17 protein-coding genes and 1 other annotated feature are annotated in these 16,305 nt (G+C 42.1%); of the genes, 3 read left to right on the forward strand and 14 right to left on the reverse strand.

The features are described from left to right. Positions 1–7: 7 nt before the first annotated feature. From polX to zapA, 3 genes are all read right to left on the reverse strand, one after another. A complete protein-coding gene (polX, locus tag MHI23_RS13060) occupies positions 8–1,720 on the reverse strand; it encodes a DNA polymerase/3'-5' exonuclease PolX (RefSeq protein WP_125587582.1) in 1,713 nt (570 codons plus the stop codon). Between the two features lie 114 nt (positions 1,721–1,834). Then, entirely contained in the window at positions 1,835–2,368 is a 534-nt protein-coding gene (locus tag MHI23_RS13065; RefSeq protein ID WP_125587581.1) for a CvpA family protein, read from the reverse strand. Between the two features lie 7 nt (positions 2,369–2,375). After that, the gene (gene zapA / locus MHI23_RS13070) at positions 2,376–2,633 is read right to left on the reverse strand and encodes a cell division protein ZapA (RefSeq protein ID WP_012010831.1); all 258 of its coding nucleotides are present in this window, start codon (positions 2,631–2,633) and stop codon (positions 2,376–2,378) included. A 134-nt stretch (positions 2,634–2,767) separates the two neighbouring features. On the opposite strand from zapA, the gene rnhC reads away from it, so the two are divergent. Next, the gene (gene rnhC, locus MHI23_RS13075) at positions 2,768–3,691 is read left to right on the forward strand and encodes a ribonuclease HIII (protein WP_125587580.1); all 924 of its coding nucleotides are present in this window, start codon (positions 2,768–2,770) and stop codon (positions 3,689–3,691) included. 56 nt (positions 3,692–3,747) lie between these two features. On the opposite strand, the gene MHI23_RS13080 is transcribed toward rnhC, so the two are convergent. From MHI23_RS13080 to MHI23_RS13095, 4 genes are all read right to left on the reverse strand, one after another. Continuing rightward, positions 3,748–4,898, reverse strand: a protein-coding gene (locus tag MHI23_RS13080) for an IS3 family transposase (protein WP_149125678.1) whose coding sequence is annotated in 2 segments (ribosomal slippage) — positions 3,748–4,625 and positions 4,625–4,898 — 1,152 coding nt in all. Because the reading frame shifts where the segments join, the coding sequence is not laid out codon by codon here. Between the two features lie 119 nt (positions 4,899–5,017). Continuing rightward, entirely contained in the window at positions 5,018–7,432 is a 2,415-nt protein-coding gene (pheT, locus tag MHI23_RS13085) for a phenylalanine--tRNA ligase subunit beta (protein WP_125587144.1), read from the reverse strand. A gap of 15 nt (positions 7,433–7,447) precedes the next feature. Next, positions 7,448–8,482, reverse strand: coding sequence for a phenylalanine--tRNA ligase subunit alpha (gene pheS, locus MHI23_RS13090; RefSeq protein ID WP_041107190.1), 1,035 nt, complete (start codon positions 8,480–8,482; stop codon positions 7,448–7,450). 376 nt (positions 8,483–8,858) lie between these two features. After that, positions 8,859–9,602 carry an RNA methyltransferase gene (locus MHI23_RS13095; protein ID WP_125587145.1) on the reverse strand — a complete coding sequence of 248 codons (744 nt, stop codon included), beginning with the start codon at positions 9,600–9,602 and terminating at the stop codon, positions 8,859–8,861. Between the two features lie 113 nt (positions 9,603–9,715). Here MHI23_RS13095 and sspI point away from each other — a divergent pair, with 113 nt between their 5' ends. Beyond that, positions 9,716–9,937 (forward strand): small acid-soluble spore protein SspI, encoded by a 222-nt coding sequence (gene sspI / locus MHI23_RS13100; RefSeq protein ID WP_024425725.1) that lies wholly within the window; start codon positions 9,716–9,718, stop codon positions 9,935–9,937. Between the two features lie 42 nt (positions 9,938–9,979). Here sspI and cstA read toward each other — a convergent pair whose 3' ends face one another. Both cstA and MHI23_RS13110 read right to left on the reverse strand, forming a co-directional pair. Continuing rightward, a complete protein-coding gene (gene cstA / locus MHI23_RS13105) occupies positions 9,980–11,776 on the reverse strand; it encodes a carbon starvation protein CstA (RefSeq protein ID WP_041086552.1) in 1,797 nt (598 codons plus the stop codon). Between the two features lie 344 nt (positions 11,777–12,120). Further along, positions 12,121–13,209: a M42 family metallopeptidase gene (locus MHI23_RS13110; RefSeq protein ID WP_039180527.1), complete on the reverse strand. Its 1,089-nt coding sequence runs from the start codon at positions 13,207–13,209 to the stop codon at positions 12,121–12,123. A gap of 179 nt (positions 13,210–13,388) precedes the next feature. Here MHI23_RS13110 and MHI23_RS13115 point away from each other — a divergent pair, with 179 nt between their 5' ends. Then, positions 13,389–13,793, forward strand: coding sequence for a hypothetical protein (locus tag MHI23_RS13115; protein ID WP_024426127.1), 405 nt, complete (start codon positions 13,389–13,391; stop codon positions 13,791–13,793). Between the two features lie 17 nt (positions 13,794–13,810). Here MHI23_RS13115 and MHI23_RS13120 read toward each other — a convergent pair whose 3' ends face one another. The 5 genes from MHI23_RS13120 to lrgB form a co-directional block, all read right to left on the reverse strand. Further along, positions 13,811–14,077, reverse strand: a complete 267-nt coding sequence (locus MHI23_RS13120; protein WP_024426128.1) for a DUF1294 domain-containing protein — start codon at positions 14,075–14,077, stop codon at positions 13,811–13,813. Positions 14,078–14,140: 63 nt separating this feature from the next. Beyond that, a complete protein-coding gene (rplT, locus tag MHI23_RS13125) occupies positions 14,141–14,500 on the reverse strand; it encodes a 50S ribosomal protein L20 (protein WP_007501659.1) in 360 nt (119 codons plus the stop codon). Positions 14,501–14,531: 31 nt separating this feature from the next. Then, a complete protein-coding gene (gene rpmI / locus MHI23_RS13130; RefSeq protein ID WP_003216324.1) occupies positions 14,532–14,732 on the reverse strand; it encodes a 50S ribosomal protein L35 in 201 nt (66 codons plus the stop codon). Between the two features lie 24 nt (positions 14,733–14,756). Then, the gene (gene infC / locus MHI23_RS13135; protein ID WP_024425720.1) at positions 14,757–15,272 is read right to left on the reverse strand and encodes a translation initiation factor IF-3; all 516 of its coding nucleotides are present in this window, start codon (positions 15,270–15,272) and stop codon (positions 14,757–14,759) included. Positions 15,273–15,343: 71 nt separating this feature from the next. Then, positions 15,344–15,475, reverse strand: a sequence feature (ribosomal protein L20 leader region). Positions 15,476–15,602: 127 nt separating this feature from the next. Then, positions 15,603–16,298, reverse strand: coding sequence for an antiholin-like protein LrgB (gene lrgB / locus MHI23_RS13140; protein ID WP_024425719.1), 696 nt, complete (start codon positions 16,296–16,298; stop codon positions 15,603–15,605). Positions 16,299–16,305 lie beyond the last annotated feature (7 nt).

Here is a 16,305-nt window from a genome sequence, read left to right on the forward strand (position 1 = left end):
CTAACGACTACCTGTCACGCGTTAAAAACTTTTTGATCTCGTTTAGAGAAAAAGTATTCACGACATTTGCTTTTGGTGTCCAGCCTTTTCTTGCAGCTGTTACACCAACTTCCATATGATCCAGCATGGCGATATTGTGTGCATCTGTATTGATCATGATGTTTACACCTGCTTCGTTTGCTTTCATTAAATGCTCTGTTTTCAAATCAAGTCTTGACGGGTTGCTGTTGAGCTCTAGTGCAGTTCCCGTTTTCTTCGCAAGCTCTATAAGCTGATCTATATTTAAGGCATAGCCGTCCCGTCTGCCGATCAAACGGCCTGTTGGATGTGCAATTAAATCCACATGCTGATTCCGCAGCGCATTTTCAAGGCGCTCCATGATGACTTCCTCTGGCTGAGAAAAGCTCGAATGGATAGACGCAATCACAAAATCCATGTCTGATAAAAAGTCATCATCATAATCTAATGATCCATCCGGGAGAATATCCATTTCGACCCCTTTGAAAATGTGAAAATGCTGGAATTCTTGATTCAGCTTGTCAATTTCTTTTGCTTGCAGACGTAAACGTTCTTTTGTTAAACCGTTTGCTACTTTTAAATATTGCGAGTGGTCTGTAATCGCCATGTATTCATAGCCTTTTGCGATACATGCCTCTGCCATTTCGCGAATAGAAAATGCACCGTCACTCCAAGTCGAGTGCATATGAAGGTCGCCTTTGATATCTTTTAACTCTACAAATTGCATACTTTCTTTATACGTATCAATCTCCGCTCCGGTTTCACGAATTTCTGGCGGAATGAGCGGAAGTTCAAAATGCGCATAAAAAGCGGCCTCGTCTTCAAACGTTTTGACTTCCCCAGTTTCAATTGTTTCCACACCATATTCACTAATACGCTCTCCGCGTTCCTTCGCAAGCTGGCGCATGCGAATATTGTGATCTTTTGAGCCGGTGAAATGATGCAGCGTTGTGGCAAATTGATCTGTTGTCACAAGCCGGAAGTCTACACTGATCTCAAAATCAAGGGCAAGAATGACAGATACCTTCGTATCACCGCTTGCGATAACGTCTTTGACATCATCAAGTGCAACGAGCTGCTCTCTGACTTGTTCAGGATCGCTGGTCGCAATGATATAATCTAGATCTTTGACAGTTTCCCTTGCACGTCTTAGACTGCCAGCTCTAGAAAAACGAAGAATACCCTTCATCTGTTCAAGCGCATGATCAATCCGCTCTGCCACATCTAATGCAAAGCCAATTGGCAGTCGTTCTGGCTGCTTTCCGGCCTCCTCAAGAGCAGCGAGAATCTTTTCTTCTGTTTTTTTACCGAAGCCTGCAAGCGCTTGTACTTTTTCCGCTTCACATGCTTCCTTTAATGACTGTGCATCATGGACTCCAAGCTCTTGGTAAAGCTTAGCAATCTTCTTCCCGCCAAGTCCTTGCAATTTTAAGAGCGGGACAAGTCCTTCAGGCACTTCCTTTTTTAATTGTTCGAGTGTTTCTGATTGTCCTTTTTCGATATACTCTGTGATCACAGCAAAGGTTCCTTTTCCAATGCCGGGTAATGCTAATAGATCATCTATTTGAGAAAGGCTGCGGTCGTCTTGTTCCAGTGCCGCTGCTGCTTTACGAAAGGCAGAAATTTTAAAAGGATTATCTCCTTTTAGTTCCATATATACTGCAATTGTTTCAAGAAGTTTGATAATATCTTTTTTATTCATCTCTCATCCTCCAGCCGCTTTGGCATCTTCCTATATAAATATACAAACTTTCCCTTCATCCTACAACTTTCTGTCATGGAATGAGAAAAAACTTCTCCAGGAAAGGAGAAGTTTTTAAACTCCATACGTCGACCATAGGTCTTTGACAAGACCGGACAGGTAAGGGGTGTTGTTTACGATCACATCTGCTAACATTGATTTGCTCATCATTGTTTGCAGCGCATCTACTGGAAGTAATGCAGCGACAAACAATAGAATAAACACAAATAAATAGGTTTCAAGAAATCCTAAAACACCGCCAAGCAGTTTGTTCACCTGTTTAATCACAGGTATACTTGCAATGGTTGTGAGCAATCCGCCAATGATGGCGAGCAGGATTTTGGTCAAGATAAACAGAATGATAAACGCAATGGTATTATAATAAGCTGTTTCTAGATTCCCGCTAAAGAAAGCGAGCTGCGGTTGACCGCCACTAAAATTAGGTGCCGGAATCCACGTAAGCTGTGGTGACAGTGACTGATAAAACATGGACGCCACTAAGATAGAAACAACAAAGCTGATCAATTTAATAAATTGAAGAATAAACCCGCGTTTTAGACCGACAAGCGTTCCCATAAGAAGCAAAAACAAAATGATGATATCGATCACGGTAATTTCATTCCTTTTCTTTTAGCTGAATCTCTAATTTTTCGTATTGCTCTTTTAATTTCAAGTAGTCGTGGACGACATTGACTGCTGTCAGTACAGCTAATTTGTTTATATCAAGGTATGGATTTTTTTCATTTATTTCTCTCATTTTATCATCAACAATTGACGCAACATGCCGCATATGCATCTTCGTTTCTTGACCGATGATCGTATAGGACTGTCCGTATATCTCAACTGTTGTTTTCGTTTTACCGCCGTCAGACAACGTTTCTCCTCCATTCCACGAGAATCCTAGTCTCTATCATAACATGTTTAGACATTGAATGGAAAGACGAGCCCTTACCTGTTATGGTACACTTTAGAAATCAATGATATCAAGGTAAAAAGGAGTTATCCACTGTGCCCCAATCCGTTTTAAAAGCAACATCAGAAGACCTCAAAAAAATGAAGAGCGCGTATGCGCACCATTTAACAGACACTTTGCCGCCAGGCGCCCTCTTTCAAGCAAAAGTCCCTGGCTGTACGATTACAGCTTATCGATCTGGGAAAGTGCTCTTTCAAGGGCAAAAGGCAGAAGCTGAAGCCAGTCAATTCAGCCATTTACAAGCAGCTGATACGAAAAGTCAAAAATCACCTACTGTCACAAAATACAGTCCGCCGCCCGGCATTGCTTCCATGTCGGTCGTCGGTTCAGATGAAGTAGGTACAGGTGATTATTTCGGACCGATCACAGTCTGTGCGGCCTATGTTGATGCCAGCCAGCTTGCTTTAATGAAAGAGCTTGGCGTAAAAGACTCAAAAGGATTAAAGGATCCGCAAATTATCAACATTGCCAAGGATCTCATCAAAACCATTCCGTTCAGTCTTCTCGTTCTCCGAAATGAAAAGTACAATACGATGCAGGAAAAGGGCATGAGTCAAGGAAAAATGAAGGCACTGCTTCATAACCAAGTCATCACTTCTGTGCTAGAAAAACTCGATGGAAAGCAGCCTGAAGCCATTTTGATTGACCAATTTGCAGAACCAGGCATTTATTTCAAGCATCTTGCCGGGAAAAAAATTATTCGGGAGCGGACGTATTTTAGTACAAAAGCAGAAGGCATCCATTTGTCAGTCGCTGCAGCTTCCATTATCGCAAGGTACGCCTTTTTAATTGAAATGGACAAATTATCACAGGCTGCAGGCTTTGACATCCCAAAAGGGGCCGGTCCTCATGTAGATAAGGCCGCCGCCAAGCTCATCAAAATGCATGGTGAAGATGCTTTACGTCAATTTACAAAGCTGCATTTTGCCAACACACAAAAAGCGAAAAAAATGCTATGAAAAAAGCTAGGGCCCAGGGACTGACCCCCGTTTTTGAGACAGGGATCAAAACACCTTTATACAGCCAATTGCCGATAGTTGATCGGTGATTGGTTGTTTAGTTTTGTTTGAATACGAATGTTGTTATAATAATAAATGTATTCTTTGACAGTGCGTTCTACGATGGTGGTCGTAGTTCGATCAATACTGTTAAGATAGAACGTTTCAGACTTTAGCGAGGAATGAAACGATTCGATGGAGGCATTATCAGCGGGCGTCCCTTTACGGGACATGCTCATGGTAATGCCTTTTATATGAACAGCTTTCTGATACTCGTAAGATGTATACACAGAACCTTGGTCGCTATGTAACACACAGTTTTCAGGCAGTGCTGGGAGCTGATCAAGTGTGTTTAAAATAAAGTCTGTGTCCTGCTTATCACCAATCGTAAACGCAATCACTTCTCCATTATATAAATCCAATATACTGGAAAGGTACAATTGTTTCTGTCCATAAGGCAAATACGTGATGTCCGTTACTAGTTTTTCAAGAGGGCGATCAGACTGAAAGTTCCGATCCAGTATATTACCAGCCACAGCATAGGGCTGCCCATTTTTCTTACGCTTTTTCATTTTAACCCGGCACTGCCACTGGTTTTTCTGCATGATACGTTGAACAGTTTTATGGTTAATACGCATTCTCACTTTTAGTAAGGCTGTGATTTTTCGGTATCCATATCGATACTTGTGCTCTCGGCACAACGTGCCGATTTGTTTCTCTAGTTGTCTTTTAGAATGATTCTGATTCAGATTCTTTTTCCATCTATAGTACGAAGCGCGTGAGACGCCTAAATGGACACAGATGTCCTGTACTGTCATTGTTTTGCACAATTCTTCTACCAGTTTGATTGACGTTTCCTTATCAACTTCCTTTCCAATTCGTTGTACTTTTTTAAAACTTCATTCTGTTGACTCAGATAGCGATTTTCTGCCTGCAGTCTCTCTAATTCGGAAGAGTACTCGGGACCCTTTCTATGGGTATATTGTTTTCCAACAGGCTGTTCGAACCGGTGTGTATCCCCAGCCTTATGCCACCTCACCCATGTCTGAACCTGCGTTTTATTTTTGATATTCAATTCCCGCAAAATCTCTTTCATTGATACGCCTGCCAATCTCATTTCTACAGCCTTCTGTTTGACTTCAACCGGATAACTCACTCTTGTCCCCATAGAAAAAACACCTCCATGTTTTATTTCGGATTACAACGATCCGTTTTCAAACTTGAAGGTGTTTTTTATTTGTCTCATCTTATGGGGTCAGTCCCCCATGAGGCCATAGCTTTTTTTCTTTACCCGCGTAAGACGGCTTGATACGTATCTTCTAGTGCTTTCAATACTTTTGTATGAACAGCTGTGACTTCTTCCTCGGTCAACGTTTGTTCAGGGTTTAAATATTGAAGTGAGAATGCAACAGATTTTTTGCCTTCTTCCATATGTTCCCCTTCGTATACATCAAATACAGATAGGTCTGTGAGTAATTGACCGCCTGCTTCATAGATCACACGCTCCAGCTGTCCGCTTGAGATATGCTGATCGACAACAAGTGCAATATCTCTTGTCACAGCAGGGAATCTCGGAATCGCTGTATATTTCATATCCTTCGTTTCAGATGTCATCACATCTGTTAAATCAAACTCGAAGACATACGTTTCTTTTAAATCCAATTCCTTTTCAACGACTGGATGCAGTGCGGCAACAAAGCCAATGACTTGACCATTTAAGTGAACATCTGCAGTTCGCCCTGGGTGAAGACCCTCACGCTCTGCTTGAACATATGTGATTTGGTCTGACACACCAAGCTTTTCAAACAATCCTTCAGCAATTCCTTTCGCTACATAAAAGTCGACAGCTTTTTTCTCGCCCTGCCAAAGATTTTTATGCCATAAGCCTGTCAGCGCACCAGCGACATGTTCTTTTTCCACTGGTTTTGCCCCTTCAGCTTCTGCTAAGAAAACAGAGCCCGTTTCATAAAATCCAAATGAATCAGCTTGTCTTGCCAAGTTATATGCTACAGAATCAAGTAAGTTTGGCAGAAGACTTTGTCTTAACACACTGCGTTCCTCACTCATTGGCAGAGAAAGTCTCGTTTCATAAGCTGGATGCAGGGCAAAAGCTGTGGACTTATGCTGATTTGTCAATGAATACGTAATCGCTTGAGAAAGTCCTGCGCCCTCTAAGAAACGTCTTACCTTTCTGCGCTTTACTTGGTATGGGGTGAGACCGCCAACAGTGCCGGCTGTCGCAGGCAGTGTAGATGGAATATTATCGTAGCCGTATAATCTTGCGACTTCTTCAATGAGGTCTTCTTCAATCGTAATATCCATTCTGCGGGAAGGAACTGTTACGACAAGAACATCATTTGATTCGCCCACTGTAAAGCCTAATTTGTTGAAAATCTGAATCATATCTTCTTTTGAAATGCTCATTCCAAGCACCTTGTTCACACGCTCAGTTGATACGTGGATGACATTCATACTTGCTTCAAGGTGATTTTCCTCAACTGTACCGCTTAGCACTTCACCGCCTGCATACATGCTGATCAATTGAGCTGCTCTTTCTGCTGCCGGTTTCGTACGCTGCGGATCGAGGCCTTTTTCAAATCGTGTGCTTGATTCACTGCGAAGCCCTAAGTCTCTAGATGCTTGACGGACTGTTTGACCGTTGAAATATGCCGCTTCTAAAAGAATCGTCGTCGTCTCATCCCGTACCTCTGATTCGAAGCCGCCCATGACGCCTGCTACCGCGTGCGCTTTCGTTCCATTCGTGATGACAAGATGCTTTGATGACAATGTACGCTCTTGCTCATCGAGTGTTTGAATGATTTCGCTGTCAGACGCTTTACGAACGACCACCTGCTTTGAACCAAAGCGGTCATAATCAAAGGCATGAAGCGGCTGGCCGTATTCAAGCAGTACAAAGTTTGTAATATCCACAACGTTGTTAATTGGACGGATGCCTGCATTCATCAATCTTGTTTGCATCCAAAGCGGTGCTGGTCCAACCTTTACATTTTTAATGATCTTCGCTGCATAAAGTGGATTCGCTTCTTGATCCTCAATTTTAACAGAAATATAGTCTGCTGCTTTTTCGGAAGAAGTGTCATGTGCTGTATCAGGAATCTTGATATCTCTTCCTAAAATGGCGGCAACCTCATAAGCCACACCCAGCATATTCAGGGCATCGGCACGGTTTGGTGTTAAGCCAAGCTCAAGTACCGCATCATCTAATTGAAGTGCTTGAAGAGCATCATCCCCTGGTTTCACGTCATTCGGAAAAACAAAAATCCCTTCTGCATATTCCTTTGGTACGAGCTTGCTCTCTACGCCTAATTCTTGCAGAGAACAAATCATGCCATGAGACTCTTCACCGCGCAGTTTTGCTTTTTTAATTTTAAAGTTGCCAGGAAGGACTGCGCCAACCGTTGCGACGGCCACATACTGTCCTTTCTCCACATTCGGAGCCCCGCAAATAATTTGCACCGGTGCGTCTTCGCCGATATCAACAAGACATTTGTTTAATTTATCCGCATTCGGATGCTGTTCACGTTCAATGACGTGTCCAACGACAACTCCTTTGATGCCTTCGCCTTTATATTCAACGGCTTCCACTTCAATTCCGCTTCTTGTGATTTTTTCTGCTAATTCAGCCGGCTTGATGCCTTCTAAATCGACATAGTCTTCTAACCATTTATATGAAACAAACATGTTGATTTCCTCCTCTTAGTCCTGCTTGAATTGCTTTGTGAATCTAATGTCATTTGTGTAGAAATGGCGAATATCATCAATGCCGTATTTCAGCATCGCGATCCGTTCCACACCCATTCCAAAAGCAAAGCCTTGGTAAGTTTCTGGATCAAACCCGCTCATTTTCAGGACATTCGGATGAACCATTCCTGCACCTAAAATCTCAATCCAGCCTGTTCCTTTACATACAGAACAGCCCTTCCCGCCGCATTTAAAGCAAGACACATCGACTTCGACAGATGGTTCTGTGAAAGGGAAAAAGCTTGGACGCAGTCTAATTTCACGATCTTCCCCAAACATTTTTCTTGCGACTGTCTCCAGCGTTCCTTTTAGATCACTCATGCTAATATTGTGATCGACGACAAGCCCTTCAATTTGCATAAATTGATGTGAATGAGTCGCGTCATCACTGTCACGTCTATATACTTTCCCAGGACAGATGATCTTCACAGGACCTTGTCCTTTATATTTCTCAAGTGTACGTGCTTGTACTGGTGATGTTTGTGTTCTCATCAGTGTATCTTCGGTAATATAGAAGCTGTCCTGCATATCACGTGCCGGATGCTCCTTTGGAAGATTCAATGCTTCAAAGTTATAATAATCCGTTTCCACTTCAGGACCTTCCTCAACGGTGTAGCCCATTCCGATAAATAAATCTTCAATATCTTCGACAACTATCGTTAATGGATGTCTTGCTCCCATTTTGATTGGACTTGCCGGCAAAGTAACATCGATCGTTTGAGAAGCAAGTTTTTTCTTCACTTCTTCTTTTTCCAGCTGTTCATTTTTTTCAGCAATGGCACTAGCAATCTGCTCTCTTACTTCGTTTGCAAGTGCACCCATTTTCGGTCTTTCTTCTGCGGAGAGCTTGCCCATTCCGCGAAGTACTTCTGTAATCGGTCCTTTTTTCCCTAAGTATTGAACACGAATGTCATTGACCTCTTTGAGCGAGCTAGCTGCTTCAACCTTCGCTATCGCCTCTGTTTCAAGCTGTTTTAACGTTTCTTGCATGAGTGTGATCCTCCTTTTGATATACAAAACCGCTCGGATAAACGGCTGTTTGATCGTTTGAAGACAATAAAAAAACTCGTTCCTCCATAAAAGAAGGGACGAGTTGTGGTCGCGGTACCACCCTTGTTAAGCACAAATGCATGTGCGAATAAGCTTCATTGACATAACGGAATCAAACGAATCCGGTCCACCTTTACGCAAAGCCTGCGGTCCCGGTGACAACTCCAGAGGTGAATTCCTGTTTCAGCATTCCTTAAATGCACTTTCAGTCTACGATGCATTCTCCCTAAAAGGCCGCTTCTTGAAACAATCTTCCTCTATCATGGTTTTTAAAATATTAGTTTTATTATAGTGAAAATAAACGCATGTTGCAACATTATCCACGCAAATGATAAACAAGAACAGCGGCTGCAACAGCTACATTTAATGATTCTGCCTGCCCATACATTGGTACATATAAATTTTGGTCTGTCATTTGCAGAATCTCTGGGTCAATACCAGCCCCTTCATTTCCAACAATTAATGCAAACGGACCTTCTGCCGTTACGCTTCTATACTCTTTCGCATCTTTTAAAGCACTTCCGTATACAGGTATGCCTCGTTCTTTCAGCTCCGTGATCGCCTGTTGAAGAGTTTGCTTTAAGATAGGCAGGTGAAAATGAGACCCTTGTGCCGAACGGAGCGTTTTTCCGTTAAACGCATCAACTGTTCCTTCTCCTACGATCACGGCATCAAGGCCAGCGGCATCTGCTGTTCGAATGAGTGTGCCTAAATTCCCAGGGTCCTGTACTGCGTCTAATAAAAGAAGCCGTTCAACCTTCTTTTCTTCAAAAACAGGAACTGCACAGACCGCGGCAATGTGCTGAGGCGTTTCTGTTTCTGTCATGGCAGAAAAGGCCTCTTCGCTCAGTTCATAAAGCTCAATGTCTGGCTGGATATGAGAAGGAAGCATATCGGGCGAGGTGACCATTAATTCCTTCACGATCCCGCTCTTTAATGCTTCTTCGACTAAATGTATTCCCTCAACGAGAAACAGCCCCGTTTTCGTTCGTTCTTTTTTCGTATGGAGCTTCTTCCACTGTTTAATGTTTGTGTTTTTAGCTGATTCTATATATTTCAAGCGACGTTAACTCCTTTAATTATCATGAATTTATTATATCTCATGCACACTACATAATAAACCTGTCTTTGAGACAGAATAGGGCTATTACCATCAAAAAAGGAGTGTGGGCAATGGATTTTAATTTAAGAGGCGCAGTCATTCAAAACATTACTGGCCATAATCAAGAACAGCTTGAGCATACGATTTTAGATGCTATTCAAAGTGGCGAGGAAAAAATGCTGCCAGGCCTTGGCGTGTTGTTCGAAGTGCTATGGCAAGAAGCATCAGAAAACGAGAAAAATGAGATCCTTGAAACATTAGAACAAGGCTTAAAGCCTCAGCAGCAGCAATAAAAGAAGCCGGTTTGCTTATAAAAGCAAGCCGGCCTTTTTCATTTAGCCAGTGATAGGCGTTTCCATTCGAAGCGCTGGATCACGCCAGATTTCAACCCATTTTTTCATCGCAAACACAATAATCACAAAACCTAAGATCAGCATAATGATCGACAGCACCGCATTCAGCACGCTGTAACCGGATGCTTCAGGATTGAGATATACATTCGCTACCATCCAATAGCCTGCATAATTCACCGTCACATATAAGTAAGCAAGCGGAATTAAACAAGTCAGCATATATCGCCTTTTATCTGCAATTTTTAATACAACGGTTGCCCCAATGATTAAACCAACCGAGGCCATTAACTGATTTGAAACCCCAAACAGCGCCCAAATAGACCCGATGTCTCCTGAATAAAGTAAGTATCCCCACATAAAACAAGCAAGCGCACTTGCAAACACCGAACCAGGTACCCAGTCAGTTCGTTTAAGCGGTTTATATGCTTCACCTAAGAAGTCTTGAATCAAGTAGCGTGCCACACGTGTCCCCGCATCAATAGCAGTTAAAATAAAGACAGCCTCAAACATAATGACGAACTGGAAGAAGTAAGAAGCCAAATGACTAAAGAACGGAATCCCCGTAAAGATATACGCCATCCCTACCGCCAATGTCACGGCACCACCCGTTCTTCCTTCTAAGTCAAGGCCGATTTCCTTACTCAGCTGCGGAAGGTTTTCGACACTCATACCGAGTGTTCGGAACACTTCTGGTGTACTGTTTATCGCAAAATAATCTCCTGGATGCAGGGCAGTAGCCGCAATTAAAGCCATAATCCCAACTAAGCATTCCACAAGCATTGCGCCAAACGCAACAGGCTTCATATCACTCCATCGGTCCAGCATCTTAGGTGTTGTCCCTGAACCAACAAATGCGTGGAAACCAGAAATAGCACCGCAAGCAATGGTAATCGAAATAAATGGCCAGACAGGACCAGCTAATACAGGTCCTCCTCCATTCACAAACTCTGTAAACGCCGGGAATTGAATAGACGGATTCACGACAAAGATTCCGGCAATCAGCGCAATGAATACACCAATTTTCATAAAACTACTTAAATAGTCCCTCGGTGCAAGCAGCAGCCAAACTGGCAGAGCCGCAGCAAAAAAGGCATAGATCGGCAGGGCAAGAGCAAGCGTTTTTGTATCAAGTGTTAAAAAATCACCTAGTGCCGTTCCTTGAATATTTGGCCCAAGGAATACACCAAACATCAGCAAAATAAATCCCGCAGATGTCGCCAGCTTTAAATTGCCTGTTTTTTTATAATACAGACCAACCCCCATTGCAATCGGAATCGTGATTCCAACTGCAAATGTCCCCCAAGGGTTACGTTCTAAAGCATGAAGCACAACCATAGACAAACCTGCCATTGTGATGGTAATAATAAACAGCATCGCAAGCCCTGTACAAAACCCGGCAACAGGTCCCAGCTCTTCCTTCGCTACCTCTGATAATGATTTCCCCTTTTTTCGCATCGACGCAAATAAGACGACTAGATCATGTACAGCTCCGCCTATGACTGCACCAATTAAAAGCCAAAGGAGACCAGGTAAATATCCAAATTGAGCGGCTAAAATCGGACCCACTAACGGACCAGCAGCTGCAATCGCAGCAAAGTGATGCCCAAATGTGACCCATTTATTTGTCGGCACATAATCTTTCCCGTCCTCTAGCGTGTGAGCCGGTGTAGGATGATCATCTGTGACCTTTAATACCTTGACCATCATAAATGTGCCATAAAGACGATAGGCAATCGCTAAAATACACATAGATCCTATTACAATTGTAACCGCATTCATTTAACCATCCCCTTTGTATAAACAATTTGTTACAAATATAACATAAATTGATTGGTTTTTCTTTCTTTTAAAACCAAGTTGACAAATAAGAATAATGTGTTTATTCTTAAGGTAGCTTCACCTACTTCCATAAACTCTCTTTTGACAGGGCATTCTAGCTCTGTCCTTTTTATTGCTTTCATCTTACAAAAATAAACGCTCGATCACATGTGCCTTATTCACTAGGAAACACTCTCTTCTTTTACCAAAAACAGTTCTTTTGGCTCAACTTGAACACACCGTTCATTTCCTGGGAAATTCAATAAAAAAAGCCTTTCCCCTGTACTGAGGAAAGGCATTCTTACTTAAGAACCGTACGTAATCTGTTCAACGGTTTTTTGATCAAGTCTTTTGATCACTTCTGTTAAAAGCTTCACTGCATTTTCATAATCATCTCGGTGAATCATTGCAGCATGGGTATGAATATATCTGCTCGGAATCCCGATAGATAGTGATGGAACTCCATGACCTGTTAAATGAATACCGCCAGCATCTGTCCCACCGCCAGGCATTGAGTCATATTGATAAGGAATGTTCAGCTCATCAGCTGTTTGGACAACAAAATCACGAAGTCCTTTATGAGAGACCATTGAAGCATCAAATACAACAATCGTTGGGCCTTTGCCAAGTTTGCTAGTTGCTTCTTTCTCAGTGATGCCTGGTGTATCTCCTGCTACACCTACATCAATGGCAAATCCAATATCCGGCTGAATTGTAGCCGCTGCTGTTTTGGCTCCGCGCAGGCCTACTTCCTCTTGGACAGTTGCGACGCTGTAAGCAATATTCTCATGCTGAGCATTGTGTAAGTTTTTCATGACATCAATGGCCGCTGCACAGCCAATACGGTTGTCCCATGCTTTTGCAAGGAGCATTTTTTCATCATTCATGACTGTAAACTCAAAGTAAGGAACGATTTGATCTCCAGGCAGCACGCCCCACTCCATTGCCTGTTCTTTGCTTGACGCCCCAATATCAATAAACATATCCGTAATCTCAATTGACTTTTTACGAGCTTCAGGTGACAAGACGTGTGGTGGCTTTGAACCAATTACCCCTGTGATCTCTCCCTTTTTCGTCACAATGGTGACACGCTGGGCGAGCATGACTTGTGACCACCAGCCGCCGACTGTTTGAAAACGAATGTAGCCTTTGTCATCAATTTTTGTCACCATGAATCCTACTTCATCTAAGTGACCAGCGAGCATAATTTTAGGTCCGTTAGCGTTTCCTTCCTTTTTAGCGATCAAGCTGCCAAGGCGGTCTGTAGAGACTTCATCTGCATATGATTCTATGTATGTCTGCATGACTTTTTTGACATCACGTTCATTTCCTGGAATCCCTTTTGCATCCGTTAGGTCTTTCAGCATAGTTAATGTTTGATCGAGCTTTGTCATTCCATTTATCCTCCTTTATCTTCATGGTGCATTCTTATTATACAAAACCTCTTTCGTTCAATACGATCTTTTTATGAATATTTTTTCGTTTTACGAAATATTTTTTTAAAAAAAGTTGAAACCTTTTGGCGTTTTCATTCGTAGTACATCAGATAACGGTATTGGAGGTGCATCCTGTCATGTTTGTAATCCTCATGAGACTAGCTCTTGTTGCACTGCTTGTCTACATCTTCTACATGGCGGTAAAATTCTTCTCAAATCCGAGAAGAAAGCTGAAGCAAGCACAATTAAAAGAAGGCTTTTATTTTATGGACGAACAGCAAAATGCGCGCAAAAATTTTAATTTCGTCTATAAAGGTGTCTTGTTTGAAGGGGAGAAGCATGTTCCTTCTAAGGATCATCCTCTGTTTGTCCACTCCATTTACGTTTGGACGGAGTCACCTGAGAAGCTGAGTGAATTTACATTAGAAGACTTTGAAAAACTGGAGGAAAACATTATCGAGCGTTATCCTCAAACAAAAATTGATTGGGATCAGCCTATTAAAAAAATCAAACAAAAAAAAGGAGCAGACACGCCGTCCTAATGGCGTCTGCTCCTTTTTCAAATAACTTGGATATATCCCAATAGAATCAACTGCAAAATAATTAATACAGGCATGCCGATTTGAAAGGCAGGATGCTTTGTTTTATGCCGGAAATACTGCATTCCTAGATACGATCCGGCAGCGCCAAAAAGAACCGCAGCACTCCATAAATGCGCCTCTGAAATTCTCCATTTATGTGCTTTGGCCCGGCGTTTGTCCTCACCCATGAGAAAAAAGCCATAGCCATTCACTAAAATAAGCAGCAGGATTAAAGCCATATTCATTCAATTCACCTCACATGATGAGAAAAAAAGATCACCCCTCGAAGGAATGATCTTTTATAAAACTTACTTGTCTAGTTGTGCTTTTGCAGCATCAGCAAGCTGATTGAATGCATTTAGGTCATTCACAGCAAGGTCAGCAAGCATTTTGCGGTTTACTTCGATACCAGAAAGCTTTAAGCCATGCATTAAACGGCTGTAAGAAAGACCGTTCATACGAGCTGCAGCGTTGATACGAGTGATCCATAGTTTACGGAAGTCACGTTTTTTCTGACGACGGTCACGGAAAGCGTAGTTTCCAGATTTCATCACCTGTTGGTTTGCTACTTTGTATAATCTATGTTTTGAACCGAAATAACCTTTTGCTAATTTAAGAACCTTTTTACGACGCTGACGCGACACAGTTCCGCCTTTTACTCTTGGCATTGTAATTCCCTCCTATGATTCCTATTCCAAATTACTTGATGTTTGCAAGTTGTTGTTTGATACGTTTGAAATCTCCAGCACTTACGATTGCGCTCTTACGCAATTTACGTTTTTGCTTTGTAGATTTGTTAGCGAACAAGTGACTTGTGTACGCATGAGAACGTTTAAGTTTACCAGAACCTGTTTTTTTGAAACGTTTAGCAGATCCGCGGTGAGTTTTCATTTTTGGCATTGGATGTTTCCTCCCTCTGTTACTTTACTTTTCGACTTTTGGTGCAAGCATGAGGAACATGCTGCGTCCGTCCATCTTAGGTTTTGTTTCTACTGTTGCTACTTCAGCGCAAGCTTCAGAGAAACGGTCTAACACGCGCTGTCCGATTTCTTTATGCGTAATCGCACGGCCTTTAAAGCGGATAGAAGCTTTCACTTTATCTCCCTTTTCAAGGAATTTGATTGCATTACGGAGCTTCGTGTTAAAATCATGTTCATCGATTGTCGGGCTCAACCGAACTTCTTTTAAGCTAATGATTTTTTGATTCTTACGTGCCTCTTTTTCCTTCTTCTGCTGTTCGAATCGGAACTTACCATAGTCCATGATTCGGCAAACAGGTGGTTTTGCATTTGCAGCAACTAACACAAGGTCAAGATTAGCTTTAGCAGCAATTTCCAGAGCTTCCTGGCGGGTTTTAATCCCAAGCTGATCGCCATTTTGTCCGATCAAACGAACTTCACGCGCACGAATACCTTCATTAACTAATTGATCTTTGCTAATAGTGAGCCACCTCCATGAGATTTTGAATTGAGTTCACAATTCATTTTGACCATTTCGTTGTATGTTTTACAGGCAAACAAAAAGTGTGGGCATATAAAACACCCACACTGCGAACATTTGCATGAAAAAATAAATGTACGGTCAACCTGTCAACTACAAACATGTGTCAATCAGGTGAGAAGCGGGTGCTTCTGCTTGTGATATCTATTCAATTCGTTAACTATTCTACACAATTTTCATTTGTCCGTCAAGTAACCGAACTCTTGAAACAACTTTTTCAGTTTAACACGATGAGACGAATTGGGCAAGACTTTTTCACACCATGCGCCATCAAAGAATCAACTGCATAAAGATTGGGATGACGATAACGGTCACAACTCCTACGACTACAACGGCGATACTTGCCATCGCTGCTTCTACTTCTCCCATCTCAATTCCAACAGAAACCCCAAGCGCATGTCCTGAAGTACCAAGTGCAAGACCTTTTGCCACTGGGTTTTTAATGCGAAACAATTTTAAGAAGAAAGCACCTAGTGCATAGACAATGACTGCGTTAAATATGACCGCAAAGGCTGTGATATCTGCGATTCCGCCAATATCCTTTGCAATTGGAAGAGCAATCGCTGTTGTCGCTGCTTGTGGAAGCATGCTTTTCATCACAGCCGCATCTAAATGAATTCCTTTTGCTACGAGATATACGATCGTAATGGAACAAAGTGAACCTACAAAAATAGCAGATAAAATTTGCCACCAATATTTTTTAAGCAAGGCTCTCTGCTTATAAAGCGGGATAGCGAAAGCAATCGTTGCAGGCTCTAAGAAAAATTTGATAATCTTGCCGCCCTCATTATAATCTGCGTAGGAAAAACCGCCAACTTTCAAAAATAAAATGCCTAGTACCATCGCCACAAACAGCGGGGTGAACAAGAAGAAGCCTTTTGATTTTTTAAATAAGAATGTCCCTATTCCAAAAGCGACCAATGAGACGACTATGCCAAAATAAGGGCTCATCGTACTTGTACCCATTTTGCAT

Origin of the sequence: Bacillus sp. FSL M7-0003 (genome assembly GCF_038628485.1) — a bacterium.
In the GTDB taxonomy this organism is placed as follows: Bacteria; Bacillota; Bacilli; order Bacillales; family Bacillaceae; genus Bacillus; species Bacillus safensis.